General features: G+C 68.4%; 23 protein-coding genes. 12 read left to right on the top strand and 11 right to left on the bottom strand.

Annotated features, from left to right (window positions below; all coding sequences use genetic code 11):
- Nucleotides 1-8 precede the first annotated feature (8 nt).
- Nucleotides 9-1,358, top strand: coding sequence for a penicillin-binding protein activator (locus tag PW843_21180; GenBank protein ID MDE1149088.1), 1,350 nt, complete (start codon nt 9-11; stop codon nt 1,356-1,358).
- A gap of 7 nt (nt 1,359-1,365) precedes the next feature.
- On the opposite strand, the gene PW843_21175 is transcribed toward PW843_21180, so the two are convergent.
- The 5 genes from PW843_21175 to PW843_21155 all read right to left on the bottom strand — a co-directional run bounded on the left by PW843_21175 (nt 1,366) and on the right by PW843_21155 (nt 4,481).
- Nucleotides 1,366-1,542 (bottom strand): hypothetical protein, encoded by a 177-nt coding sequence (locus tag PW843_21175; protein ID MDE1149087.1) that lies wholly within the window; start codon nt 1,540-1,542, stop codon nt 1,366-1,368.
- A gap of 218 nt (nt 1,543-1,760) precedes the next feature.
- A complete protein-coding gene (gene znuB, locus PW843_21170) occupies nt 1,761-2,552 on the bottom strand; it encodes a zinc ABC transporter permease subunit ZnuB (protein ID MDE1149086.1) in 792 nt (263 codons plus the stop codon).
- Nucleotides 2,545-3,351, bottom strand: a complete 807-nt coding sequence (locus tag PW843_21165) for a metal ABC transporter ATP-binding protein (protein MDE1149085.1) — start codon at nt 3,349-3,351, stop codon at nt 2,545-2,547. Before PW843_21165 ends, znuB begins: the two co-directional genes overlap by 8 nt.
- A gap of 180 nt (nt 3,352-3,531) precedes the next feature.
- Complete coding sequence (locus PW843_21160) at nt 3,532-3,945, bottom strand: hypothetical protein (GenBank protein ID MDE1149084.1); 414 nt, start codon at nt 3,943-3,945, stop codon at nt 3,532-3,534.
- A 41-nt stretch (nt 3,946-3,986) separates the two neighbouring features.
- Nucleotides 3,987-4,481 (bottom strand): hypothetical protein, encoded by a 495-nt coding sequence (locus PW843_21155; protein ID MDE1149083.1) that lies wholly within the window; start codon nt 4,479-4,481, stop codon nt 3,987-3,989.
- Nucleotides 4,482-4,887: 406 nt separating this feature from the next.
- Between PW843_21155 and PW843_21150 the strand changes: the two genes are divergently transcribed.
- The 4 genes from PW843_21150 to PW843_21135 all read left to right on the top strand — a co-directional run bounded on the left by PW843_21150 (nt 4,888) and on the right by PW843_21135 (nt 10,149).
- Nucleotides 4,888-5,823 carry a zinc ABC transporter substrate-binding protein gene (locus PW843_21150; GenBank protein ID MDE1149082.1) on the top strand — a complete coding sequence of 312 codons (936 nt, stop codon included), beginning with the start codon at nt 4,888-4,890 and terminating at the stop codon, nt 5,821-5,823.
- 49 nt (nt 5,824-5,872) lie between these two features.
- Complete coding sequence (gene dapB, locus PW843_21145; protein ID MDE1149081.1) at nt 5,873-6,673, top strand: 4-hydroxy-tetrahydrodipicolinate reductase; 801 nt, start codon at nt 5,873-5,875, stop codon at nt 6,671-6,673.
- 5 nt (nt 6,674-6,678) lie between these two features.
- Nucleotides 6,679-7,614, top strand: coding sequence for a DMT family transporter (locus PW843_21140; GenBank protein ID MDE1149080.1), 936 nt, complete (start codon nt 6,679-6,681; stop codon nt 7,612-7,614).
- Between the two features lie 63 nt (nt 7,615-7,677).
- Complete coding sequence (locus PW843_21135) at nt 7,678-10,149, top strand: patatin-like protein (protein MDE1149079.1); 2,472 nt, start codon at nt 7,678-7,680, stop codon at nt 10,147-10,149.
- On the opposite strand, the gene PW843_21130 is transcribed toward PW843_21135, so the two are convergent.
- On the bottom strand, nt 10,146-10,784 hold the full coding sequence (locus PW843_21130; protein MDE1149078.1) for a helix-turn-helix domain containing protein: 639 nt from the start codon (nt 10,782-10,784) through the stop codon (nt 10,146-10,148). The genes PW843_21135 and PW843_21130 overlap by 4 nt on opposite strands.
- An 88-nt stretch (nt 10,785-10,872) precedes the next feature.
- Between PW843_21130 and PW843_21125 the strand changes: the two genes are divergently transcribed.
- Nucleotides 10,873-11,904, top strand: coding sequence for an SDR family oxidoreductase (locus PW843_21125; protein MDE1149077.1), 1,032 nt, complete (start codon nt 10,873-10,875; stop codon nt 11,902-11,904).
- On the opposite strand, the gene PW843_21120 is transcribed toward PW843_21125, so the two are convergent.
- Together PW843_21120 and PW843_21115 are read right to left on the bottom strand one after the other, a co-directional pair.
- A complete protein-coding gene (locus PW843_21120; GenBank protein ID MDE1149076.1) occupies nt 11,901-12,395 on the bottom strand; it encodes a DUF2244 domain-containing protein in 495 nt (164 codons plus the stop codon). The genes PW843_21125 and PW843_21120 overlap by 4 nt on opposite strands.
- A gap of 186 nt (nt 12,396-12,581) precedes the next feature.
- Nucleotides 12,582-13,346: an SDR family oxidoreductase gene (locus tag PW843_21115; protein ID MDE1149075.1), complete on the bottom strand. Its 765-nt coding sequence runs from the start codon at nt 13,344-13,346 to the stop codon at nt 12,582-12,584.
- 141 nt (nt 13,347-13,487) lie between these two features.
- On the opposite strand from PW843_21115, the gene PW843_21110 reads away from it, so the two are divergent.
- Together PW843_21110 and nth are read left to right on the top strand one after the other, a co-directional pair.
- Entirely contained in the window at nt 13,488-14,396 is a 909-nt protein-coding gene (locus PW843_21110; protein MDE1149074.1) for a LysR family transcriptional regulator, read from the top strand.
- Between the two features lie 180 nt (nt 14,397-14,576).
- The gene (gene nth, locus PW843_21105; GenBank protein MDE1149073.1) at nt 14,577-15,215 is read left to right on the top strand and encodes an endonuclease III; all 639 of its coding nucleotides are present in this window, start codon (nt 14,577-14,579) and stop codon (nt 15,213-15,215) included.
- Between the two features lie 328 nt (nt 15,216-15,543).
- Here the strand turns inward: nth and PW843_21100 are convergent, their stop codons facing one another.
- Both PW843_21100 and PW843_21095 read right to left on the bottom strand, forming a co-directional pair.
- Nucleotides 15,544-16,179 carry a polymer-forming cytoskeletal protein gene (locus PW843_21100; protein MDE1149072.1) on the bottom strand — a complete coding sequence of 212 codons (636 nt, stop codon included), beginning with the start codon at nt 16,177-16,179 and terminating at the stop codon, nt 15,544-15,546.
- A 214-nt stretch (nt 16,180-16,393) separates the two neighbouring features.
- A complete protein-coding gene (locus PW843_21095; protein ID MDE1149071.1) occupies nt 16,394-17,119 on the bottom strand; it encodes an EI24 domain-containing protein in 726 nt (241 codons plus the stop codon).
- A gap of 86 nt (nt 17,120-17,205) precedes the next feature.
- Here PW843_21095 and PW843_21090 point away from each other — a divergent pair, with 86 nt between their 5' ends.
- From PW843_21090 to PW843_21075, 4 genes are all read left to right on the top strand, one after another.
- Entirely contained in the window at nt 17,206-18,186 is a 981-nt protein-coding gene (locus PW843_21090; protein MDE1149070.1) for an adenosine kinase, read from the top strand.
- A 156-nt stretch (nt 18,187-18,342) separates the two neighbouring features.
- Nucleotides 18,343-18,885 carry an inorganic diphosphatase gene (gene ppa / locus PW843_21085; GenBank protein ID MDE1149069.1) on the top strand — a complete coding sequence of 181 codons (543 nt, stop codon included), beginning with the start codon at nt 18,343-18,345 and terminating at the stop codon, nt 18,883-18,885.
- Nucleotides 18,886-19,120: 235 nt separating this feature from the next.
- A complete protein-coding gene (locus PW843_21080) occupies nt 19,121-21,868 on the top strand; it encodes a bifunctional acetate--CoA ligase family protein/GNAT family N-acetyltransferase (GenBank protein ID MDE1149068.1) in 2,748 nt (915 codons plus the stop codon).
- Between the two features lie 319 nt (nt 21,869-22,187).
- Nucleotides 22,188-22,490 (top strand): hypothetical protein, encoded by a 303-nt coding sequence (locus tag PW843_21075; protein MDE1149067.1) that lies wholly within the window; start codon nt 22,188-22,190, stop codon nt 22,488-22,490.
- 13 nt (nt 22,491-22,503) lie between these two features.
- Here the strand turns inward: PW843_21075 and PW843_21070 are convergent, their stop codons facing one another.
- A complete protein-coding gene (locus PW843_21070) occupies nt 22,504-23,298 on the bottom strand; it encodes an exodeoxyribonuclease III (GenBank protein MDE1149066.1) in 795 nt (264 codons plus the stop codon).
- Nucleotides 23,299-23,455: the final 157 nt, after the last annotated feature.

Genomic DNA, 23,455 nt, shown 5'->3' with positions numbered 1-23,455 from the left:
GGATTGTTATGACGTATGCCAGGACATCGGGGCCGGCCAAAACCGCAGCCAAGTCCGCCACGGCGGCGCTGCTGGGCCTGTCCCTGCTGGGGGCCTGCGCCAACCAGCCCACGGTAGCGGTCCCGCCGCCGCAGGCGCAAGCGCCGCAAGCGGCCCCCGAACCCCAGGCGCAACCGGCCCAGCCCCAACCGGAGGCCGCCCCCACCCCACCGCCACCGCCCGTGCCGGCCGACGCCACGGTGCGCGTGGCATTGCTGCTGCCCCTGACCGGCAAGGCCGCCGGCCTGGGCGAGGCCATGCAGGAAGCGGCGCAGATGGCGCTGTTCGATGCGGCCGACGACCATTTCGAGCTGCTGATCCGCGACACCAAGAGCACGCCGGAAGGGTCGGTGGCGGCGGCACAGGACGCGCTGGCCGCTGGCGCCAGCCTGCTGATCGGCCCGGTCTATGGCGTGGACGCCAAGGCGGTGGCGCCGGTGGCGGGCACGGTGCCGGTGTTGAGCTTTTCCAACGACGCCACCGTGGCCGACACGCACGCGCCCACCGGCGGCACCTGGGTGCTGGGCTTCCAGCCGCAGGACCAGGTGGCGCGCGTGGTCAGCTACGCCGCCGGCCATGGCCTGACGCACCTGGCCCTGCTGGCGCCCGTGGGCCCCAACGGCGACATGGTGGAACAGGCCATGCGCGACGCGGCGTCCAAGGCGGGCGCCGACCTGGCCAAGGTGGCCCGCTACCAGCCCAATCAGAAGGACGTCAGCGACACCATCAAGCGGCTGTCCAATTTCGACCAGCGCCATGCCATGCGGGAAGCGGCGCGCGATGCGGCCAAGGCCGGTACGCCGGCCACACCCGGGGCCGGCCCGGACGACCTGCCCTTCCAGGCCATCCTGATCGCGGAGGGCGGACAGCGCCTGCGCGAGGTGGCGCCGCTGCTGCCCTTCTTCGACATCGACCCCGGCCCGGTGCGTTTCCTGGGCACCGGCCAGTGGGATGAGCCCGGCATCGGGCGGGAGCCGGCGCTGGTCGGCGGCTGGTACGCCAGCGCCGCACCCGATGCCCGCCAGGGCTTTGAGAAGCGGTTCAGCGACGTCTACGGGGAACGGCCGCAGCGCCTGGCCACCCTGGCCTATGACGCGACGGCGCTGGCCGCCGTGCTGGCCAAGGCGCACAAGGCCTATGTGCGTGAGAACCTGACCAACCCCGACGGCTTCGCCGGCATCGACGGCGTCTTCCGCCTGCTGCCCACCGGCCAGGTGGAACGCGGACTGTCGGTGCTGGAGGTGACCAAGACCGGCGTGACGGTGGTCGACCCCGCCCCAACCAGTTTCACGGCACCGGCGCAGGCGTCGGGGTCGTAAGCCGCCCTTAACGCGGCCCGCCGCGATTCATTTCCAGTTCCAGGTCCACGGGGACCTGTTCTTCGGCCAGGGATCGTCGGGTGGCGGCGGCGGCCAGTTCGAACCAAGCCAACCGGGCGACCCGGCTGGCGGCCGAGTGGTCGGTGTCGCGGCGCAGGTCCCCGGTGGGAAGCCCCTGGGTCATTTGACCCGGAACCTGCGTTTGGCCGGCCGGCGCGCCGGCAGGGGGGAACCGATCCAATCCATGCTCCATCGTCATGTCTGCCCCACATTCGTGGGGCGTCGGTTCACGCAACGTTAATTGGATTGTGACCCGAAAGACACGGCGGCGGAAGAAAAATTATCCTTAAAATTTAGTGAAACACGCGACAAAAGCTTTAAGCACCACCACCAAAGAGTGGATCAGCCCAGGGCGCGCCGGGGAAAAACCTGGGCGATCAGGAACAAGGCGGCGGCGGCCACCACCACCGCCGGCCCCGCCGGCAAATCCGCCCGGAAGGAAGCGCCCAGCCCACCGCCCACCGCCAGCACCCCAACCAGCGCCGCCAGGGCGGCCATGATTTCCGGCGTGCGCGCGAATCGGCGGGCGCAGGCGGCGGGGATGATCAGCAGGGCGGTGATCAGCAGCACGCCCACCACCTTCATCGCCAGCGCGATGGTGGCCGCCATCAGCATCATGAAGGCCACCTGGGTCGCCAGCACGGGCACGCCCTCGACCCGCGCCAGATCCTCGCTGACCGTCATGGCCAGCAGGGGCCGCCACAGCCAGGCCAGCACGGCCAGCACCACCAGGCCGCCGCCCCAGATCCAGGCGAGGTCAGCCGTGCTGACCGACAGGATGTCGCCGAACAGATAGGACATGAGGTCCACCCGCACCGTCTGCAGCAGCGCCACCACGATCAGGCCCAGGCTGAGCGTGGTGTGGCTGAGCAGGCCCAGCAGGGTGTCGGTGGCCAGCTTGCGCTGCCGCTGCATCAGCACCAGCAGGCCCGCCAGCACCAGGCCCACCAGCGCCACCGCCGCCATCAGGTTGATGCCGGCGATGAAGCCCAGGGCGATGCCCAGCAGGGCGGCGTGCGACAGGGTGTCACCGAAATAGGCCATGCGCCGCCAGACGACGAAGCAGCCCAGGGGCCCCGCCACCAGGGCGACGCCGACACCGCCGGCCAGCGCGCGCAGCAGGAAATCATCCATGGGTGGGGCCTTTATGATCATGTGCATGCTGGCAGCCGGGCGGGGTGGCGTCGGCATGGCTGTGCGGCCCGGCGGCCGCCAGCCAGGCGGGCATGGCCAGCGGGTCGATGCCGAACAGCGCCTGGAAATCAGGATGGCGGCGCACATCCTCCGGCCGGCCGGCGCAACAGACATGGCCGTTCAGGCACACCAGCCGGTCGGTGCCGGATATGGCGTAGCTGAGGTCATGGCTGACCATCAGCACGCCGCAGCCGTGGCGATAGCGGATGGCGTCGATCAGGGCGTAGAGCGTCGCCTGGCCCGCCACGTCCACCGCCTGCGCCGGTTCGTCCAGCACCAGCAGGTCGGGCCGGCGCAACAGGGCACGGGCCAGCAGCACGCGCTGAAGCTCCCCGCCCGACAGGGACTGCACGGCGGCGTCGGCCAAGGCGGCCGCCCCCACCTCCGCCAGTGTGTCGGCCACGGCCTGGGGCGTCACGGGCCCCCAGAGGGACAGCAGGCGCCGCACCGTCAGCGGCAGGGTCCAGTCCACCGTCAGGCGCTGGGGCAAATAGCCGATACGCAGGTCCGGCCGGCGCCAGACGGTGCCGCCGCTGGGCTTTTGCAGGCCCAGCACGGCGCGCAGCAGGGTGGACTTGCCGGCACCGTTGGGCCCGACCAGGGTCACGACCTCACCGGCCGACACCGACAGGTCCACCGATTGCAGCACCGCGCGCCGGCCGAACCGCACCGTCAGGCCGGCGGTCTTGATCAGAACGGGGTCCGATCGCACTTCTGGGGACTGTCCGGGCACCGGCATGGGGCCTTCCTTAGCATTGCGGCCTGCGGCACGGGTATGCGCGCCCCCCGGCTTTACGGCATCCGAACCGACTGTCGGTAGCAAATAGAGATGACCGCCGTATGTAGCACATCAATTGACCGCTCAGTTTCGGCCCTGGGTGGGGCATGCCCCACCCAGGGCGGCGTGCGTCGAGCGGTGTCACGCAACGGCCTGTGTCTGGTCCGGAAGGGGTGTCCCATCGCGTTGATAGGCCGCGAGCCGTCGGGGCCCGTGGAAGACGGCCAGGGTGCCGTCGGTGTATTCGTGGACCCTGACCTTGCATTTGACGTAGTGGTTGCGGTGCCGATCCTGGGGGATCTGGAGAATACGCCCGCCGTAGCGGACGGTGTTGTCGTTACCCACGGTGCGCTCCTCCTGGACGCAGAGGATATCCGCCAGGTTCACGCCGCCGCAGGGGACGAAGGCGGAACCCAATTCGGCCGGTGGCGTCCTGAAGCGCCGATTATGGGCCGGCAGGAATATTTCGGCCAGGAAGCGGTTGGCGGCCTCCATGTCGGTGATGCCAGCCAGGCGCAGTTCCTGGGGCAAACGACCCTGAAGGGTGGAGAACATCCGCTCCGAACGCCCCCGGGCCTCGGGCGAGTAGGCCGCGATCAACTCGATGCCGAGTTGGTCCGGTCCAACGCCCGCTTCACCTGGGTGGGGTTGTCCTTGTCCACCTTGCCGGCCGTCGTCGTCACCCAGTAGTGCGAGCCCCGGTCGGCGTAGAGCGAGCAGAACAGCCCATGCCGCTCGATGACCTCCCGGATGCCGCGCAGGCTGCTCACCGTGCCTTCCTCCGCCACGAAGAAGGCCGAATACGTCTCGCTGCTGGCGTCATCCAGGGTCACGATCAAATCCCACCACTGTCCCGGCACCCACTCATGCCGGGAGCCGTCCTGGTGCAGCATCATCCCCACCATCGCCTTGCGCGGACGCCGGCGACGATGCGCCCCGCGCTTCCTGGCTCGCGCCACATGGCCGGCCTCCTGCAGCCGAGCCTTCGTCCAGCTGTAGCTACGGGAAATCCCGTGCCCAGCCAGTTGCTCGTGGAAATGCTGGACCGTGAAGTCGAAGTACCGCGTCTCGAACAACTCAAGAACACGCATCACCTCGTCCACCGGAGCGCGTCGCGCCGACACCCGGCCCAACCGGCCGTCCGCAAGCCCTTCAATCCCGCCGGCCTCGTAACGCCGACGCCATCGGTAAAACGTGCTCGCCGATATCCCAAGAACGTCCGCCGCCTCTTCACAAGACAAACGGCCAGCCGTAAGCCGGCCCATAACCTCGTCGAACCGCATCGCGCGGACCTCCGATAGCACTCTGGCCCGACCCATCAAAACCTCACTTCGAAGGCTTCTAAGATCGGTCAGATCATGTGCTACTCGGATCGGTCAGATCATCTGTCACCGACAACGGCATCCGAACCGACTTGACAAATGTTATAGTATAACATTGCATGGGGTGGCGACTTGGCCAGACCCGGCTTTTCCTTCGCTGTTGGTACCCATTCCCATGTCCCTTCTACGCCTGTTTTCGGTCGCCGCCCTGCTGTGGCTTAGCCTCGCCGTCCCGTCGCGGGCGGATGCGCCCCATGTGGTGGCCAGCGTGAAGCCGGTGCATTCCCTGGTGGCGGCGCTGATGCAGGGGGTGGGGCAGCCGCGCCTGCTGGTGGACGGCACGGCCAGCCCGCACAGCTTCAGCCTGAAGCCGTCGGACGCCGACGCCCTGTCCCACGCCGACATCGTGTTCTGGATGGGCCCGACCCTGGAGCCCTTCCTGGTGAAGCCGTTGCAGACCCTGGCCAAGGGCGCCCACGTCGTCACCTTGATCCAGGCGCCGGGCCTGCGCCCCCTGGCCCTGCGCACCGCCGGCGTGTGGGCGGACGATGACCATGCCCATCTGACGGCGGCGGCGGCCGGCACGCCCGACACCCAGATCGACGGCCACGCCTGGCTGGACCCCAGCAACGCCAAGGCCATGGCGGTGGCGATGGCCGACGCCCTGATCGCCCAAGACCCTGCCGATGCCACCCGTTACCGCGACAACCTGGCAGCCTTGCTGCGTAGCCTGGACGCGCTGGACGCGGAGATCGGCGCCCTGCTGGCGCCGGTGGCGGGCAAGCCCTTCGTCGTCTTCCACGATGCCTTCCATTACCTGGAGGCGCGTTATCAATTGGACGGTGTCGGCGCCATCACCCTGAACCCGGAGGTGCGGCCGGGGGCGGCGCGCCTGAGCCAGCTGCGCGCCCGCGTCCAGGCCTCCGGTGCGGCCTGCGTCTTCGCCGAGCCGCAGTTCGAGTCGTCGCTGGTCGCCGTCCTGGTGGACGGGACCCGGGCCAAGCGCGGCGTGCTGGATCCGGAGGGCGCCCTGTTGCCCGCCGGCCCTGAGCTTTACGCCACCTTGATGCGCGGCAACGCGCGGGCTTTGGCGGGCTGCCTGGGCGGCTGAGCTGTGCTAAGACCGCCCTCACCGGAATTTGGCAGGTGAGGGCGGGGACATGCGGATCGGGATCGTGGGCTGCGGCGGCCGGATGGGCCGCATGCTGATGCGGGAGGTGCTGGGCACGCCGGGCGCCACGCTGTCGGGCGGCACGGTGCGGCCGGGCAACCCGCATTTGGGCGCCGACCTGGGCGTCCTGGCCGGGCTGGACCCCGCCGGCGTCACCGCCACCGACGATGCCGAGGCCCTGTTCGCCGCCAGCGACGCCATCATCGACTTCACCACCCCCGCCGCCACCCCCCTGCATGCCGACCTGGCGGCCCGCCACGGCACCGCCCTGGTGATCGGCACCACCGGCCTGACGGCAGAGCAACAGGCCGCCATCGACACGGCGGCCGCCAAGGCGGCCCTGGTGCAGGCGCCCAACATGAGCCTGGGCGTCAACCTGCTGCTGGCCCTGGTGGAGGATGTGTCCCGCACCCTGGGCCCCGACGTCTGGGATATCGAGATCGTGGAGATGCACCACCGCCACAAGGTGGATGCCCCCTCCGGCACCGCCCTGGGCCTGGGCCGCGCCGCAGCCTCCGGCCGGGGCGTGGATCTGGCCGCCGTGTCCGACCGGGTGCGCGACGGCCACACCGGTGCCCGCGAGACGGGGCACATCGGTTTCGCCACCCTGCGCGGCGGCGACGTGGTGGGCGACCACACCGTCATCTTCGCGGCCGAGGGCGAGCGCATAGAGCTGACCCACAAGGCCGGCAGCCGCGCCATCTTCGCCCGGGGGGCGGTGCGCGCCGCCGTCTGGGCGGGCGCCAGGCAGCCTGGCCTCTACAGCATGCGCGACGTGCTGGGCCTGTAAGCACCGTGAGCGACGCCGCCGAGATCGCCGCCCTGACCCACCGCACCCACCCCGCCCTGCGCGGGGCGCTGTGGGGCCTGCTGGCGGTGGTGGTGTGGGCGGGGTCCTTCGTCATGACCCGCATGGGCGTGAAGGCCGGCCTGAACGCCTATGACCTGGTGGCGCTGCGCTATCTGACGGCCGGCGCGCTGATGGTGCCGGTGCTGGTCCGTCGTGGCCTGGCCTTCGACCGGTTGGGCTGGGGCGGCCTGGTCCTGCTGGTGGCGGGGTCGGGGGCGCCCTACGCCCTGATGCTGGCGGCCGGCGCGCGCTACGCCCCGGCATCCCATGCCGCGGCACTGACCCCCGGCCCCATGGCGGCCATGACCGCGATCTTGAGCGCCCTTTTCCTGCGTGAGCGCCTGCCGAAAGCCGGCTGGGCGGGCATCGGGCTGATCCTGGGCGGCAGCCTGCTGATCGGCGGGCCCAGCCTGTTCGCCGGTGCTGGCGAGGGCGCCGCATTGGGCCACGCGCTGTTCCTGGGCGGGGCCTTCCTGTGGGCGGTCTATGTCATCGTCCTGCGGCGCAGCGGGGTGGGGCCGCTGCACGCCACCGCCATCGTCGCGGTGGGTTCGGCCGTAATCTACCTGCCGCTGTACCTGCTGGCCCTGCCGCAGAATGTCAGTCACGTGTCCTGGCACCAGGTGGCCTTGCAGGCCTTCTACCAGGGCTGTTTCACCACCCTGGTGGGCCTGGCGGCCTTCAACCGCGCCGTGGTGCTGCTGGGCGCCACCGGGGCCGCCGCCCTGCCGGCCCTGATCCCGGTGGCGACCCTGGGCCTGGGTACCGTGATGCTGGGGGAGGTGCCCACCATGGCGGAGATCGCGGCCACGCTGCTGATCGGCGGCGGCGTGCTGGTCACCACCATCGCCCGCAACCGGGCCGCGCGACCGAAGACCTAAGCCATTGACCCCGCCCCATTCCCGGCGCCACAGTCGGGGTGGGAGCAATCAAGGCCGCCGCCCGTGAAAGAAAAAGAACTACGCATCGCGTTGGTCTGCTACGGCGGGGTGTCGCTGGCCGTCTACATGCACGGCGTCACCAAGGAACTGCTGAAACTCGCCCGCGCATCCCGCGTGTTCCACGGCACCCATGATGCCCAACTGCGCGCCGGCGGCAGCTATCAGGCGCTGCAGGACGATCTGGCCCGGCGCATCGGCTACAGCAGCGGCGCCGGCCTGGACGCCGGCCACACCGTGGACACCGAAGAGGTCTACGTCACCCTGCTGCAGGAGGTGGGCGCCCATATCGATTTGCGTTTCGTCATCGACGTCATCGCCGGATCATCGGCCGGTGGCATCAACGGCGTGCTGCTGGCCCGCGCGCTGGCCCATGACCTGGATTTGGACGCCCTGACCGACCTGTGGCTGGAGGGGGCGGACGTCACCAACCTGATGGTGGAGGACGGCCGGGCGACCAAGTGGAGCAAGTGGTTTCTGAAGCCTTTCCTGGCCTATGGCCTGGGCAAGCTGATGCGCCTGGCACCGGATGACGAGATGCGCTGGAAGCTGTCGATGTTCGTGCGCTCGCGCTGGTTCAAGCCGCCGTTCGACGGCTTGCGCCTGATGGAGATGCTGCTGGACGCCGGCACCGCCATGGGCCGGCCGGTCAGCCCCTACGCCTCATTGCTGCCGGCGGGGCAGTCGCTGTCCCTGTTCGTCACCGTCACCGACTTCCACGGTTTCCTGCAGCACATCCCCGCCCACGACCCGCCGGTGGTGGAGGAGCGCGAACACCGCCACGTCCTGCAATTCGGCTATCGCCGCTGGCCCAATGGCCAGGTGGACACGGATTTCGGGGAGGGGGCGGTCCCCGGCCTGGTGTTCGCCGCCCGTGCCACCTCATCCTTCCCCGGCGCCTTTCCGGCCGCACATTTGCGGGCGCTGGACGGCCTGCTGGCCCGGCGGGGGCAGACGTGGCCGGAACGGGAACGGTTCCTGAACCGCAACTTCGGCCGCTATCTGTCGGCCGGCGTGGACCCGGCGCGCATCAGCTTCATCGACGGCAGCGTGCTGAACAACAAGCCCTTCGCCGAGGCCCTGCGCGCCATTTCCGGCCGGCCGGCCTATCGCGAGGTCGATCGGCGCCTGATCTACATCGACCCCGACCCGGCGCACCTGAAGCGCGTGGCCCGGGCGGAAACGCCGGGCTTTTTCCGCACCCTGAAAGGCGCCCTGTCCGACATCCCCCGCAATGAGCCGATACGCGACGAACTGGTGGCCATCGACCGCAACAACGCGCGGGTGCGCCAGCTGCGGTCCGTCATCGACGCCGCCCGGCCCGGCATCACCCGCCTGGTGCATGAGGTGGTGGGGGGCGAGCCGCCGCCGGAACTGACCTACGCCCAGATCCACGACTGGCGGGAAATCGCCAACGGCCGCGCCGCGGCGGAGGCGGGATTCGCCTATGAGGCGTATGTGCGCCTGAAGCTCACCTCCGTCCTGGACGCCATGGGGCGGCTGGTGTCGGTGGGTTGTGGTTACCAGCCGGGCACGGCGGCCTGCCGCCAGGCGACGGAGGCCGTGCACGCCTGGGCGCGGTCCACCGATGTCACGCCGGACCAGGTGACCAACTGGACCCTGGAGAACCGGGGCCATGGCGAGGCCCCCGAACCTGCCCCCTCCTGGGTGCGCTTCCTGCTGGCCTTCGATGTCGGATTCCGTGGCCGGCGCCTGCGGTTCGTCATCCGCGCCCTGAATGAGCTGTATTCCCGGCTGGAGGAACCGGCGTTCGCCGGCGTGTCCGCCCGCGACCTGGATGAGATCAAGGCCACCCTGTACGACTGCCTGGACCGGCTGCGTGTCTATGAGACCGGCGCCTTCCTGAGTGCCGATGAGCGCGAGGCCATCGCCATCCCCTTCGTGGAACCGCTGGCCATGGGCCGGGCGCCGGACCCGGCGGTGGTGGACCGGGTGATGTGGGACCTGGCGCGGCGCATGGACCTGGACGCCGTCAACCGGCAGGTGGATGAGATCTTCGCCCTGATGGGCCTGAACATGCTGGGCATCGCCGCGCGGCGGGAACTGTTCGTCGCCTATGTCGGCTTCGCCTTCTGGGACGTGCTGACCTTTTCCATCAGCGGCTGGCGCGAACTGGACGACCTGGATGAGGTGCGGGTGGACCGCATCAGCCCGGACGACGCCCGCTATTGCCAGGCCATGGGCGGCGCCATCCCCCTGAAGGGGCGGGAGATCAACCATTTCGGCGCCTTTTTCAGCCGCAGCCACCGCGAGAGCGACTATCTGATGGGCCGGCTGCACGCCGCCGACCGGCTGGTGGACCTGGTGCTGGACGCCGCCGGCCATCCGCCGGGCGTGGACGGCGCCCGCCTGAAGCGCCGCCTGTTCGCCGCCATCGCCCGCACGGAAAGCCAACGGCAGGGCGAACGATCGCCCGCCCTGCGCTGGCTGGAAAGCCTGATGGGAGACGGCAGCTAAGCCGGTGCCGCGTCGGCGATCAGCCCCCGCAGGAATACCAGGATCATGCGGCCGGCGGGGTGCGGACCACCCCCGGGGTTGTGCAGCGCCAGGCCCTGGGCCAGCGCCATGAAGGCGGCCGCCAGATCATCGGGCGGTGCCGGGGGAACGCGACCCAGGCGAACGAACAGCTGGCCGATCAGACGCCCCAGGGCCGCGCGATGGCCGTCGCACACCGCCGCGTAGTCCGCCGCGAAGGCGGGGCTGCGGCGGGCGTTGAGTTGCAGTTCGATGGCCAGCATCGACCAGTCCGCATCCGCGTTCAGGGTTTCGGACCAGCGCCGGATACCGGCCAGGGGATCGTCCGTCCCGCCATCATCCCCCCCATTGCCCGCCGGGTCGAGGGCGGCGGTCAGGTGTGCCACCTCTTCCCCCATATGGCGGCGCAGCAGTTCCAGCAGCACCGCCTCCTTGCTGGCGAAGTTCGAATAGAAGGCGCCCTGGGAATAACCGGCCTCCTGCGCGATGTCGCGGATGGAGGCGCCGCCGTAACCCTGGCGCGCGAACAAACGGCGGGCCGCCTGCACCAGACGCTCACGCGTCTGCGCCTGGCTTTCCTCGCGGGTCAATCGCGGGTGGGGACGTTCCTGCGTCATGCGGTTAGAGATATCAGTTGAAATTTGAAATTCAACATCCATATTCCAAAATTCAATTGATATCTGAATTACCAATGAGCTTTCGACCATGATCCTGCGAACCGCCTTCGTCACCGGCGCCACCGGCCTTCTGGGCAACAATCTGGTACGGGCGCTGCTGGCGCGCGGGGTGCGGGTCCGGGCCCTGGTCCGCTCCGCCGACAAGGCCGCGCGCCAATTCGCCGACCTGCCGGATAAGGAAACGGTGGAGGTCGTGGTGGGCGACCTGGGCGATATCGCCGCCTGGGCACCGGCGTTGACCGGCTGCGACGTCGTCTTCCACACCGCGGCGTTTTTCCGCGACAGCTATAAGGGTGGTCGTCATTGGCCGGAACTGAAGCGCGTCAACGTCGACGGCACCGCCGCCCTGGTCACCGCCGCCTATGCCGCCGGTGTCCGCCGTTTCGTCCAGACCTCATCCATCGCGGCGCTGAACGGGCCGCCGGGCGCCCTGATCGATGAGGGGGCGGAACGTGACCCGGCGGACGCCGACGATTATTACCGCAGCAAAATCCTGGCCGACCAGGCGGTGCGCGCCTTCGCGGACCGCCATCCCGACCTGTGCGCCACCTTCGTCCTGCCGGGGTGGATGTGGGGACCGGGCGACATCGGCCCCACGTCGGCGGGCCAGGTGGCCCTGGACACGGTGCGCGGCAAACTGCCCGGCCTGGTGCCCGGCAGCTTTTCCGTCGTCGATGCCCGCGACGTGGCGGCGGCGCATATCGCGGCGGCGCAACGGGGCCGGCGGGGGGAACGCTATCTGGCCGCCGGCCGTCACATGACCATGGCGACGCTGATCCCGTTGATCGGCCGCCTGGCAAACGTCGTCACGCCAACGCGGGCCCTGCCCATGCCCGTCCTGTACCTGCTGGCGGGGTTGCAGGAGGTGTACGCCCGGCTGACCGGCAAACCCGTGCTGCTGAGCCTGGCGACGGTGCGCCTGATGGCGCGGGAGGCCGACCGCACCCGCTTCGACCCGACCAAGAGCGAGCGGGAACTGGGCCTGACCTTGCGACCGGTGGAGGAGACGATCACCGATACCATCGCCTGGTACCGGTTCCATGGCTGGCTGCCTACTTAAAGCGGCCCGAGCCGGCGCTGGCGGGCGAGCGCATCGCTGAGTGTGTGGGCCACCTGCACCCTTTCCTCCATGGGCAGGAAACTGCCCACCGTCAGCCGCTTGCCATGGCTGCTCAACACCACCTGGCTGTCGTGTTGCGCCGGCTCATCCATATGGACGCGTAACCAGTAGGGGATGAAGGACCAGGTGCGCGACGGGCGGCGGGGTTCCACCCGCTCCACCGTCAGGGCGTCGTCGGTCAGTTCCACCCGTTCATACAGGCGGGCGGAACGGTAGCTGGCGCGGAAGAACAGATAAACCACCAGCACGTCGATGCCGCAAAAGCCGATGACCGGCCAGGCGCCGCGCAGGAAAAAGACCGTGCCCACCGTCAGGCTGACCGCCGCCACCCCGATCATGAGGATGCGGAATCCCCGCCGCGACAGGCTGCGGTGGGGCCGCAGGATGACGCTGAGCAACACATGCCGCAGCTGGGTCTGATCATCGATCATGGACAAAACAGTAGGGCGGCCCAACCATCCGGTAAAGGCCGCCCTACTGTTTTGTGCGTTGCCTCAATCGCCGGCAGGGCATCCGCCCTTTGGCTATCCTCACGGCACCCCGCAGTGCTCGTTCCGGCGTCCCCGGTCGGGGCCTACAACGGCATGGGCCACTGACCCATGCCGTTTATGTCGCGCTCAGCTGCGGGTGATGGAGATGCCGCCATCCACCAGATGCGCGGTGCCGGTGACGAAGCTGGCGTCGTCGGAGGCCAGGTAGAGGACCGAGCGGGCCAGTTCATCCGGCTGGCCGGCGCGGCGTAGGGCGTGGGCGTTGTTCAGCCAGGCCTGCTTCTCCGCCGTGTCGTTGGCGGCGCGGTACATGTCGGTCTCAACAGCACCCGGCAGCACGGCGTTGACCCGCACGCCCTGGGGCCCGAACTCGGCGGCCAGCGCCTGGGTCAGGCCGATCAGGCCGGACTTGCTGGCGGCATAGGCGGCGACGCCGGGAAAGGCGAAGGTGTGGCCGACGAAGGTGGAGGTGAAGATGATGGAACCGCCGCCGTCCTTCACCATCTGGGCCACCTGGTGCTTGGCACCCAGGAAGGCGCCGGTGAGGTTGATGGCCAGGGTGTCGGTCCAGCCATCCGCGCTGACGCCGGTGCTGGGACCGGCCTCACCCAGGGTGCCGGCATTGTTGAAGGCGATATCCAGCCGGCCGAAACGTTCCACCGCCAGCGCCACCAGCGCCTGGTTGTAATCCTCATGCCGGACATCGCCGGCCAATGCCACGGCCTGGCCGCCGGCGGCGGTGATCTCCGCCACCAGCTTGTCCAACTCCGTCTGGCGGCGGGCGCCGACCACCACCTTGGCACCTTCCGCCGCGAACAGCTTGGCGGTGGCATGGCCGATGCCCGAGCTGGCGCCGGTGATGATCGCGACCTTGTCCTGTAAACGAGCCATTTTGATCTCCTGTCTTTCGCTTTGAACCGGCGCGCCGTCCGCGCTGGTGACAAGGAAAGGTTTATCCGCCGGCCCGTCTTGTATCGATGGGGTGGAAATGGTTTGCTCATTCAGTTTTTGTGAACGATCAATGGTTTCCTCATGGATAAGCTGCGCGCATTCGAGGTGTTCGCCACGGTGGTGGCGCGGGGCGGCTTCGCCAAGGCGGCCGACGCGCTGAACACCTCACCCGCCAACGTCACCCGTTATGTCGGTGAGCTTGAGGCCCATCTGGGCAGCCGCCTGCTGAACCGCACCTCGCGCCGGCTGTCGCTGACCGAGGCCGGGCAGGCGCTGTTCGAACGGGCGCAGACCATCCTGGAAGAGGTGGCGGAGGCAGAGGCCATGGCGTCGGCCACCGCCCTGAAGCCGCGCGGGCGGCTGCGGGTCAACGCACCGCTCAGCTTCGGCATCCTGCACCTGGCGCCCCTGTGGCCACGCTTCATGGCGCTGTATCCCGACGTGGCGCTGGACGTGTCCCTGACCGACCGGGTGGTGGACCTGGTGGAGGAGGGGTTCGACCTGGGCATCCGCATATCGCGCGGCGGATCACCCACCTATGCCGCGCGCAAGCTGGCGACATCGCGCAACGTGCTGTGCGCGTCGCCCGACTATATCGCGCGGCACGGCATGCCCCGGGTGCCGGCGGACATGGCCGACCATGTCCGCGTCGCCTACAGCTACAGCGGCGTGCCGGACGACTGGGTGCTGCTGGACGGGAACGGCCGGCCCGCAACGGTGCGCATCCCCATCCGCCTGGTCACCAACAACGGCGACACGGCGCGGGCGGCCGCCTTGGCGGGGCAGGGCATCATCTGGCAGCCCACCTTCCTGATCGGCCAGGATTTGCGCGCAGGCCGGCTGGTGCCGGTGATGACGGACTATCGCGTGCCCGACATCGACATCCTGGCGGTCTACCCCAGCCGCCGGCACGTCAGCGCCAAGGTGCGGGTGCTGATCGATTTCCTGGCCGAGGCCTTCCACGGCCAACCACCCTGGGATGCCGCTTGATCCTCATGCATCCCCACCCGTAGATTTGCCCGCCCAAGCGTGGCCGCAATCCACGCCAGCAAAAGCACCCCTAGGCCGTGACCGCGGCCGCCGGAGTTTTGTGGGGAGCCGAAGGCGGACTGCAAAACGAGGATAGCCAAAGGGCCGGACGGCCCTGCCGGCGCCTGAGGAACACGACACATGAAACGCGCCGATATCGAGGAATTCTTCCGCCGCCTTCAGGCGCGGGATCCGGAGCCCAAGACGGAACTGGAATACGTCAACGCCTACACCCTGCTGGTGGCGGTGGTGCTGTCGGCGCAGGCGACGGACGTGGGCGTCAACAAGGCGACCAAAGCGCTGTTCCAAATCGCGGACAACCCGGCCGCCATGGTGGCGCTGGGCGAGCCCACGGTGCGTGACCATGTGAAGACCATCGGCCTGTACAAGACCAAGGCCGCCAACGTCATCAAGCTGTCGGAAATCCTGCTGGCCAAGCACGGTGGCGAGGTACCGCGCCGACGCGAGGAGCTGGAGGAGTTGCCGGGCGTGGGGCGCAAGACCGCCAACGTGGTGCTGAACGTGGCGTTTGGTGAGCCCACCATCGCCGTCGATACCCATATCTTCCGCGTGTCCAACCGCACCGGCCTGGCGCCGGGCAAGACGGTGGAGGCGGTGGAGGACAGGTTGGTGAAGGTGGTGCCCAAGGCCTATCGCCTGCACGCCCACCACTGGCTGATCCTGCACGGCCGCTATATCTGCAAGGCGCGCAAGCCCGACTGCGCCGTGTGCAGCGTCATCGACCTGTGCGCCTATGAGGCCAAGACCACGGTCGCCTGATGCGTGCGGCCTTTGATCTTGACCGATCAAAGGCCCCCTCAAACGCCGGGCGCTGACATCCGTCAGCTTGGCTGGTCCTCGGTTTCCAGTCCACTCCGCTCCCCGGAAACCTGCGGCGGACGCCGTCGCGTCCTACAGCGGCACGAGTCAAAGTCTCATGCCGCTGGTACGGCTTTTTTTAGTCCCTAGGCCCCGACCGGGGCCGCCGGAAGTTTTCGGGGAGCATAGCGGACTGAAAACTGAGGACAGCCAAAGGCGCGGATGCGCCTGCCGGCGCCTGAGGAACAAATAAGAAGGCCGATCCCGCGAGGGACCGGCCCTTTTTTAATCAAGCCTCGACAACCGCGTCGACTTCCTTCACCGGACGGGAGGTGAAGTCGCCGCCGTTCAGGGTCTGGATGTTGCCGACCAGCAGGCCGCCCTGTTCCACTTCCAGCACGCCGTAGCGGATGTTGCCCTCGATACGGCCGGTGGAGCGGACGCGCAGGGTGCCGCGCACGGAGATGTCGCCCTCGAACCGGCCGCCGATGTCGGCCTCGTCGATCTCGACCGAGCCCTTGAACAGGCCGCTGTCCGTCACTTCGATGGCCCGGCCCTCGCGCAGCTTGGCCTCAACCGTGCCTTCCACCACCAGGATGTCGCAGGCGGCGATTTCACCGGACAGGGAAATCTCACGGCCGACGATCAGTTTGCGCATGTCGTTGGTGGGCAAGGCGGTGTTTCCTTCGGTACCGGTGGGGGCCACACGCCGCGGCGGCGTGCCCGGAATTTCCACGACGCGACGGGGAATGTCACTACGAAAACCGCCGGCGGCGGTGCCCGGTGCGGCCGGAATGGCGGGGGCCGTCGGCGCGGCGCTGCCGCCCAGGGTGGAATTGCCCAGCCCGCCCGAAGCCAAGCCCAGCGAGGGCTGACCCGGCGTCGGTGCCGGCGTGGATCCGGACGTCGGCGTCTTGAACTGCATGTCGATCCCCTTGTCTGAGGGGCCCTTGTCTAAGGGCTCCGGTACGGTAGGCTCCGCAGGTGTCGGCGGTGTGGGTTCCACCACCGGAGCGAGCGTGCGCATGTCGGCCGGTTTGGCCGGGTCGCCGCCAACGGGGCCCAGGTTCGGTCGGTTGCGTCGGAACATTGGCGTTGTCCCCAAATCTTCGTGTCGCGCGGCCAGTAAAGGCCGGTCGTTAAAGGGTATTATTCTTATGGGTTCGCGCAGGCGGCATCGGCTGCGGCATTCCGGCACCACCCGCCGGCAGGAAACCGCCGAATAGGTGGAGCATGAAGACCGTCGCCAGGACCGGCGCGAACAGATTCACAACAGGCAGCAAGGAAATAAAGGCAATAATGAGGCCGGCGCAAAAAATTCGGCCTTTATATCGCGCACGGAGTATCCGGGCCTGATCGGGCGGCAAACGGCGCGCCGCCACCTGGTCGAAATACTGCCGGCCCAAGAGAAAACCGTTCACCAAGGGATAGACGACGGCCCCCACCGGCGGGATAAGCCACAGGGGCAGCACGGCGGTATCGACCAGGACCAGCAGCGCCAGGAATCGGGCGGACGTGCCCACCTCTTCCCTGACGCCGACGTCGCGCGGCGGCGGCAGGGCCGGGTACCAGCGCCGCTCCACCACGCGCGCCACGCTTTCCAGCAGCATGCCGGCCACGGCGGCCACCACCACCAGGAAAAAGTACCAGGCCAGCGCCACCACGCCCAAGGCGCCGGCCACGGTGACCAGGGGATCGATCCAGCGGTTGCCGGTGGGATGCAGGCGGTCCAGCCCCCAGGAGACGCCGACGCCCAGCATCACGAACAGCAGCAGGGTCAGCACGAAGGAACGCGCCAGCACCCGCAGCAGGGCGGGATCAGTGGCTTGGGCAAGGGTGCGGAACAGGGCGCGGATCATCAGCATCGTAGGTAGTATGCCCCCGCGCTTGCCGCAAGCGCGCCCATCCTTATACTGCGCCCAACTTTTCTTTGCCGACCCGGAGGTTTTGAGTGACGGCGCAATTGGATGTGGTGGGGATCGGCAACGCGATCGTCGACGTGATCACGCAGACGACGGATGCTTTCCTGGGCGAGAACCGCCTGGACAAGAACAGCATGCGGCTGATCGACACCGATGAGGCCGAGGCCCTGTACGCCAAGATGGGTGCCGGCATGGAGATGTCGGGCGGTTCGGCCGGCAACACCATGTCGGGCATTGCCATGCTGGGCGGCCGGGGCGCCTTCATCGGCAAGGTCGCCGACGACCAGTTGGGCCGGGTCTACCGCCATGATATCGAGGCCGTGGGTTCGCGCTTCGTCACCACGGCGCTGACCGACGGCACCTCCACCGGTCGCTGCCTGATCCTGGTGACGCCGGATGCGGCGCGCACCATGAACACCTATCTGGGTGCCGCTGTGAAGCTGACGCCCGAGGACATCGATGAGGCCCTGATCGCCAGCGCCCAGGTGACCTACATGGAAGGCTATCTGTGGGACCCGCCGGCCGCCAAGCAGGCCTTCCTGAAGGCGGCATCGGCCGCCCATGCCGCCGGGCGCCAAGTGTCGCTGTCATTGTCGGACGCCTTCTGCGTCAACCGCCACCTGGACAGCTTCCGCGATCTGGTGGCCGGTCATGTCGACGTGCTGTTCGCCAATGAGGCGGAGATCACGGCCCTGTACGGCACCGACTTCGACCAGGCGGTGCAGGCGGTGCGCGGCCAGGTGGCCGTGGCGGCCCTGACCCGCAGCGAGAAGGGTGCGGTCATCGTGATGCAGGACCAGGTGGTGACCGTCCCGGCCGCCCCGGTGGCCAAGGTGGTGGACACCACCGGTGCGGGCGACCTGTTCGCCTCGGGCTTCCTGCACGGCTACACCACCGGCCGCGACCTGGCGGCCTGCGGCGCCATGGGCGCCCTCTGTGCCGCTGAGATCATCAGCCATTTCGGCGCCCGGTCGCAGGCCGACCTGCGCCAGCTGGTGGCGAACGTCTGACGAGGGCAAGGGTCGGCGGCGCCAAAACGCATGGGGCCGCTGATCCTTTGCCGACTTTTTTTCGCAGGTGCACTCGCATAGACTGCGCCCGCGCCGGGGCCTGCACGCCATGGCCCCGAAACCCATTTTCCCATTGTCGCGACAAAGGCAATTTCCATGGACATGAGCAAGATCCCGGTCGGCAAGAACGCCCCGTGGGACATCAACGTCGTCATCGAGATCCCGCAGGGCGGCCAGCCGGTGAAGTACGAGGTGGACAAGGATTCGGGCGCCATCTACGTCGACCGCTTCCTGCACACCGCCATGTACTACCCGGCCAACTACGGCTTCGTGCCCCACACCCTGTCCGGCGACGGTGATCCGGCCGACGTGCTGGTGGTCAGCAATATCCCGGTGGTGCCGGGCGTGGTGCTGCGCTCGCGCCCCATCGGCGTGCTGCTGATGGAGGACGAGGCCGGCATGGATGAGAAAATCCTGGCCGTGCCGGTGGACAAGCTGCACAGCTTCTACACCAACGTCAGCAGCTACAAGGACCTGCCGGAGATCCTGGTGGAGCAGATCGCCCACTTCTTCGAGCACTACAAGGACCTGGAAAAGGGCAAGTGGGTGCGCATCGTCCGCTGGGGCGACGCCGACGAAGCCGCCAAGATGATCAGCGAAGCCATGGCGCGCCACGACGCCGAGAAGGCCAAGGGCTGATCCCCTTGCCGTCCCGTTGAAAGCGAGCCGCCGGAAGCAATTCCGGCGGCTTTGTTTTTGTGGGACACGGGCGGTGTCGGAACACCACCCGCCGCAAGGGGTACCGCCCCGGCCTTGGTCTGGCCCGCCGATACGGCTACCCTTGGGAAAAGCTTGAGACATGTCATGGTGGTGCCGCCTGGTGCTGCTATCGTCCGCAGGCCGCAGAACGGCTGAGGACAGAGGGAGGGCCTAAGTGACCATCCGCAACCTGAACCACCTGTTCAAGCCGTCGTCCATCGCCCTGATCGGGGCCAGCCGCCGGCCGCAATCGGTGGGGGCGGTGCTGGCCCGCAACCTGTTCAGCGGCGGCTTCGACGGGCCCATCATGCCGGTCAACCCGCACGAGCGGTCGATCGAGGGCGTGCTGACATACCCGGACGTGGCGGCCCTGCCGGTGGTGCCCGACCTGGCGGTCATCTGCGCCCCGCCGGCCACCGTGCCCGACCTGATCCGCCAGTTGGGCGAGCGCGGCACCAAGGCCGCCGTCGTCATCACCTCCGGCTTCGCGGAGATGGGGGAGGCCGGCCGGGCCCTGCAGCAGCAGGTGCTGGACGCCGCCAAGCCCCACCTGCTGCGCGTGGTGGGCCCCAACTGCCTGGGCGTGATGGTGCCGGGCAACGGGCTGAACGCCAGTTTCGTCCACGTCGCACCCCTGAAGGGCGATATCGCCCTGCTGGCGCAGAGCAGCGCCGTCGTCACCTCGGTGGTTGATTGGGCGACGCCGCGCGGCATCGGCTTTTCCCACCTGGTGTCGCTGGGCGGCATGGCCGACGTGGATTTCGGCGACCTGCTGGACTTCATGGCCCAGGACGCGCACACCCGCGCCATCCTGCTGTATGTCGAGACCATCGCGCATGCCCGCAAGTTCATGTCGGCGGCGCGCGCTGCGGCGCGGTCCAAGCCGGTGATCGTCATCAAGGCCGGCCGGTCGGACGAGGCGGCGCGGGCGGCATCGTCGCACACCGGGGCGCTGGTCGGGGCGGACGCCATCTATGACGCCGCCTTCCGCCGCGCCGGCATGCTGCGCGTGGGCGAACTGAGCGAACTGTTCGACGCGGTGGAGACGCTGGCCACCGGCGTGCAGATCCGGGGCGACCGCCTGGCCATCCTGACCAACGGCGGCGGCATGGGCGTGCTGGCCACCGACAGCCTGATCGAGCAGGGCGGCCGCCTGGCCCAGCTGTCGCCGGAGACCATCGCCAAGCTGGACGCCGTGCTGCCCGCGACCTGGAGCCACGGCAACCCCATCGACATCCTGGGCGACGCGCCGGGCAAACGCTACGCCGACGCCCTGGCCGTGCTGATCGAGGAACAGGGCTGCGACGCCGTGCTGGTGATGAACTGCCCCACCGCCGTGGCCGACAGCGGCGAGGCGGCGCGCGCCGTCATCGAAACCCTGCGCGGCAAGCGTTTCCCCGTGCTGGCCAACTGGCTGGGGGAGGGGGCGGCGGTGGAGGCGCGGCGCCTGTTCGCCGCCAACCGCATCCCCAGCTACCAGACCCCGGACGAGGCCATCCGCGCCTTCATGCACCTGGTGCGTTATCGCCGCAACCAGGACCAGTTGATGGAGGTGCCGTCCACCGTGCCCGACCAGTTCGTCTATGACGGTGCCGCGGCGCGGGGGCCCATCGACCAGGCGCTGGCCGACGGCCGTGCATGGCTGTCGGAGTATGAGGCCAAGAAGGTGCTGCGCGCCTATGGCATCCCGGTGGTGGAAACCGTCATCGCCGCCACGCCGGAAGAGGCGGAGGAGGCGGCACGGCGCGTGGCCGGACCGGTGGGGGCCACCGGCCGGCGGGCCGGCACCGCCGGCCGTGTCGCGCTGAAGATCCTGTCGCACGACATCACCCACAAATCCGACCTGGGCGGCGTCGCCCTGAACCTGGCGCCCGATGAGGTGCGGCTGGAGGCGGAGGCCATGCTGGCCCGCATCCGCACCGCCGCCCCCGGCGCCCGCATCGACGGCTTCACCGTGCAGCAGATGGCCTATATGCCGGACGCGGTGGAATTGATCGTAGGCATGACCGACGACCCGCTGTTCGGGCCCGTGCTGCTGTTCGGCCAGGGCGGCACGGACGTGGAGGTGCTGGAGGACCAGGCCCTGGCCCTGCCGCCGCTGAACATGAACCTGGCGCGCGACGTGATGGCCCGCACCCGCGTCCACAAGCTGCTGCGCGGCTATCGCCACCGGCCGCCCGCCGATCTGACGGCCATCGCCCTGACCCTGAACAAGGTGTCGCAGCTGGTCATCGATTTCCCGGAAATCGCCGAGCTGGACATCAACCCGCTGTACGCGGGGCCGGGCGGGGTGATGGCGCTGGACGCCCGTATCCGGGTGGTGCCGGCGCCGGAACCGGGGGCGGCGCGCCTGGCCATCCGGGCGTACCCGAAGCGGCTGGAGCAGCACGTCACCATCCACGACGGGCGCGATTTCCTGATCCGGCCCATCCGGCCGGAGGATGAGCCGCTGATCCACGACATGATCGCGCGCACCGCCATTGAGGACATCCGCCTGCGTTTCTTCGCGCCCATGCGCCGCCTGTCGCGCGCCATGGCCGCCCGCCTGACCCAGATCGACTATGACCGCGAGATGGCGCTGGTCGCCATCGCCCCCGACCCCAACCCGCCGCCGGCCGAGGGGTCGAACCTGCATCCGGGGGATGAGGCCATTTTCGGCACGGTGCGCATCACCGCCGATCCGGACAACGAGAAGGCGGAATACGCCGTGCTGGTGCGCAGCGACATGAAGGGCAAGGGCCTGGGCTACCTCCTGATGACCCGCATCCTGGACTATGCCCGCAGCCGCGGCATCCGCGAGGTTTATGGCGAGGTGCTGCGCGAGAACGTCACCATGCTGCAGATGTGCCGCGATTTGGGCTTCACCCAGACCGACTATCCCGAGGATCCGGGCATCGTCGAGGTGCACTACACCTTCGGCTGAGCACCAATAGGGCGCCGGGGGCCACGAACCGCATTCCGGTGCGGCAGGTCGAAATGGGAAAGGTTGCACTATTGTTGGCCTGGGGACCCCTATAATAATTCCTGGCCATACATCGGATTCACTATCGAATACTTAAGTATTTAAATCTAAAATTATCGTTAATTTCTTCATTTCATAACCGGCCGCGAACATGACTGCCGGGCCTTACTATAATTCTCATTAATGCCACGATCATGCACCGCTCCAAATCGTCGCAGAGCCGCGACCTAGTCCATCGGAGCGATTGACTTATCCACAGGTGCGGGTCTTTATTACTCGCATGATTGTCCCGCCCTATCAGGCCCAGGCCGTACCGACCCAGGTGCAGGCCCCCCAGCCGACGCCCACCCAGAGCGCGTCGTTCCTGGCGGCTGTGGCCGGGGCGCAGGCGACGGCCAAGCCGGTGGCGACCCAGACGAGCATGGCGGCCCAGCCGGCCGGCAAGTCGGAAGAGGGCCGCAACAATTCAAGTGGAAGCGGCACCGGGCAATACACCAGCAGCGGCACCACTGGTACCACCGGTGCGCGATCCAGCAGCAGCACCGCCCCCTGGCGCGGCCAGACGCTGGACATCACTGTCTAAGGCCTGCCAGCCCTCATAAATCCAGATCGATTATCACCGGCACATGGTCCGACGGCTTCGGCCCCCAGCCGCGCGCCTCGCGCAGCACGGTGTAGCCCAGCAGGTGCGGCACCAGCGGCGGCGTGACCCAGATGTGGTCCAGGCGCCGGCCCCGGTCGGACAGGCCCCAGTCGGCGCTGCGGTAGGACCACCAGGTGTAGAGCTTCTCCGAGGGCGGCAGGAAATGGCGCACGGCGTCCACCCAGTCGCCGGCGCGCCGCATCGCCTCCATCTTCTCCACCTCGATGGGGGTGTGGGAGATGACGTTGAGCAGCTGGCGGTGCGACCACACGTCGTTTTCCAGCGGCGCGATGTTGAGGTCGCCCAGGAGGATGCGGGGCTTCCGCCGATCCTCCAGCCCCTCGCCCCAGGCGGCCAGTTCGTCCAGGAAGCGCAGCTTGTGCCGGAACTTGTCGTTCAGGTCGGGATCGGGGATGTCGCCACCGGCCGGGATGTAGAAGTTGTGCAGTTCGATCCCGCCGGGCAATTCCGCCTGGACGTGGCGGCAGTCCTGACGCTCGCACCACAGGGTGCCACCCGTGCCGCTGAGCGGCAGGCGCGAGAGGATGGCGACACCGTTATAGCTTTTCATGCCCCGGACATGGGCATGGACATAGCCGCGTTCCGCCAGCGCCTTCAGCGGGAAGGCGTCGTCGATCACCTTGGTTTCCTGCAGGCACAGCACGTCGGGGCCATAGTCATCGACCAGGCGCAGGACCATGTCCAGACGCAGCCGTACCGAATTGATGTTCCAGGTGACGATACGCATGCAGGCTCCCGCAACAAGGCCGCTTCATCACCGCCTGCATACGGCGCGGCAGCGCGATGGTCAAACCATCCGAAGGGTGGTTACCGGCCGCAGATGCATTGTGCACAATGAAATACCGGCCTAACCTGCCGACCTCATCAAACCAGGGATGGAAACG

This window comes from Azospirillaceae bacterium (assembly GCA_028283825.1).
Lineage (GTDB): Bacteria > Pseudomonadota > Alphaproteobacteria > Azospirillales > Azospirillaceae > Nitrospirillum.
This window is presented reverse-complemented; position numbering and strand designations above follow the sequence as displayed.

Bases quoted from the DNA above. Each gene is read 5' to 3' on its own strand.
- PW843_21180 (MDE1149088.1), top strand. From the start codon at position 9: ATGACGTATGCCAGGACATCGGGGCCGGCCAAAACCGCAGCCAAGTCC.
- PW843_21175 (MDE1149087.1), bottom strand. From the start codon at position 1,542: ATGACCCAGGGGCTTCCCACCGGGGACCTGCGCCGCGACACCGACCAC.
- znuB (MDE1149086.1), bottom strand. From the start codon at position 2,552: ATGGATGATTTCCTGCTGCGCGCGCTGGCCGGCGGTGTCGGCGTCGCC.
- PW843_21165 (MDE1149085.1), bottom strand. From the start codon at position 3,351: ATGCCGGTGCCCGGACAGTCCCCAGAAGTGCGATCGGACCCCGTTCTG.
- PW843_21160 (MDE1149084.1), bottom strand. From the start codon at position 3,945: ATGTTCTCCACCCTTCAGGGTCGTTTGCCCCAGGAACTGCGCCTGGCT.
- PW843_21155 (MDE1149083.1), bottom strand. From the start codon at position 4,481: ATGCGTGTTCTTGAGTTGTTCGAGACGCGGTACTTCGACTTCACGGTC.
- PW843_21150 (MDE1149082.1), top strand. From the start codon at position 4,888: ATGTCCCTTCTACGCCTGTTTTCGGTCGCCGCCCTGCTGTGGCTTAGC.
- dapB (MDE1149081.1), top strand. From the start codon at position 5,873: ATGCGGATCGGGATCGTGGGCTGCGGCGGCCGGATGGGCCGCATGCTG.
- PW843_21130 (MDE1149078.1), bottom strand. From the start codon at position 10,784: ATGACGCAGGAACGTCCCCACCCGCGATTGACCCGCGAGGAAAGCCAG.
- PW843_21125 (MDE1149077.1), top strand. From the start codon at position 10,873: ATGATCCTGCGAACCGCCTTCGTCACCGGCGCCACCGGCCTTCTGGGC.
- PW843_21120 (MDE1149076.1), bottom strand. From the start codon at position 12,395: ATGATCGATGATCAGACCCAGCTGCGGCATGTGTTGCTCAGCGTCATC.
- PW843_21115 (MDE1149075.1), bottom strand. From the start codon at position 13,346: ATGGCTCGTTTACAGGACAAGGTCGCGATCATCACCGGCGCCAGCTCG.
- PW843_21110 (MDE1149074.1), top strand. From the start codon at position 13,488: ATGGATAAGCTGCGCGCATTCGAGGTGTTCGCCACGGTGGTGGCGCGG.
- nth (MDE1149073.1), top strand. From the start codon at position 14,577: ATGAAACGCGCCGATATCGAGGAATTCTTCCGCCGCCTTCAGGCGCGG.
- PW843_21100 (MDE1149072.1), bottom strand. From the start codon at position 16,179: ATGCAGTTCAAGACGCCGACGTCCGGATCCACGCCGGCACCGACGCCG.
- PW843_21095 (MDE1149071.1), bottom strand. From the start codon at position 17,119: ATGCTGATGATCCGCGCCCTGTTCCGCACCCTTGCCCAAGCCACTGAT.
- ppa (MDE1149069.1), top strand. From the start codon at position 18,343: ATGGACATGAGCAAGATCCCGGTCGGCAAGAACGCCCCGTGGGACATC.
- PW843_21075 (MDE1149067.1), top strand. From the start codon at position 22,188: ATGATTGTCCCGCCCTATCAGGCCCAGGCCGTACCGACCCAGGTGCAG.
- PW843_21070 (MDE1149066.1), bottom strand. From the start codon at position 23,298: ATGCGTATCGTCACCTGGAACATCAATTCGGTACGGCTGCGTCTGGAC.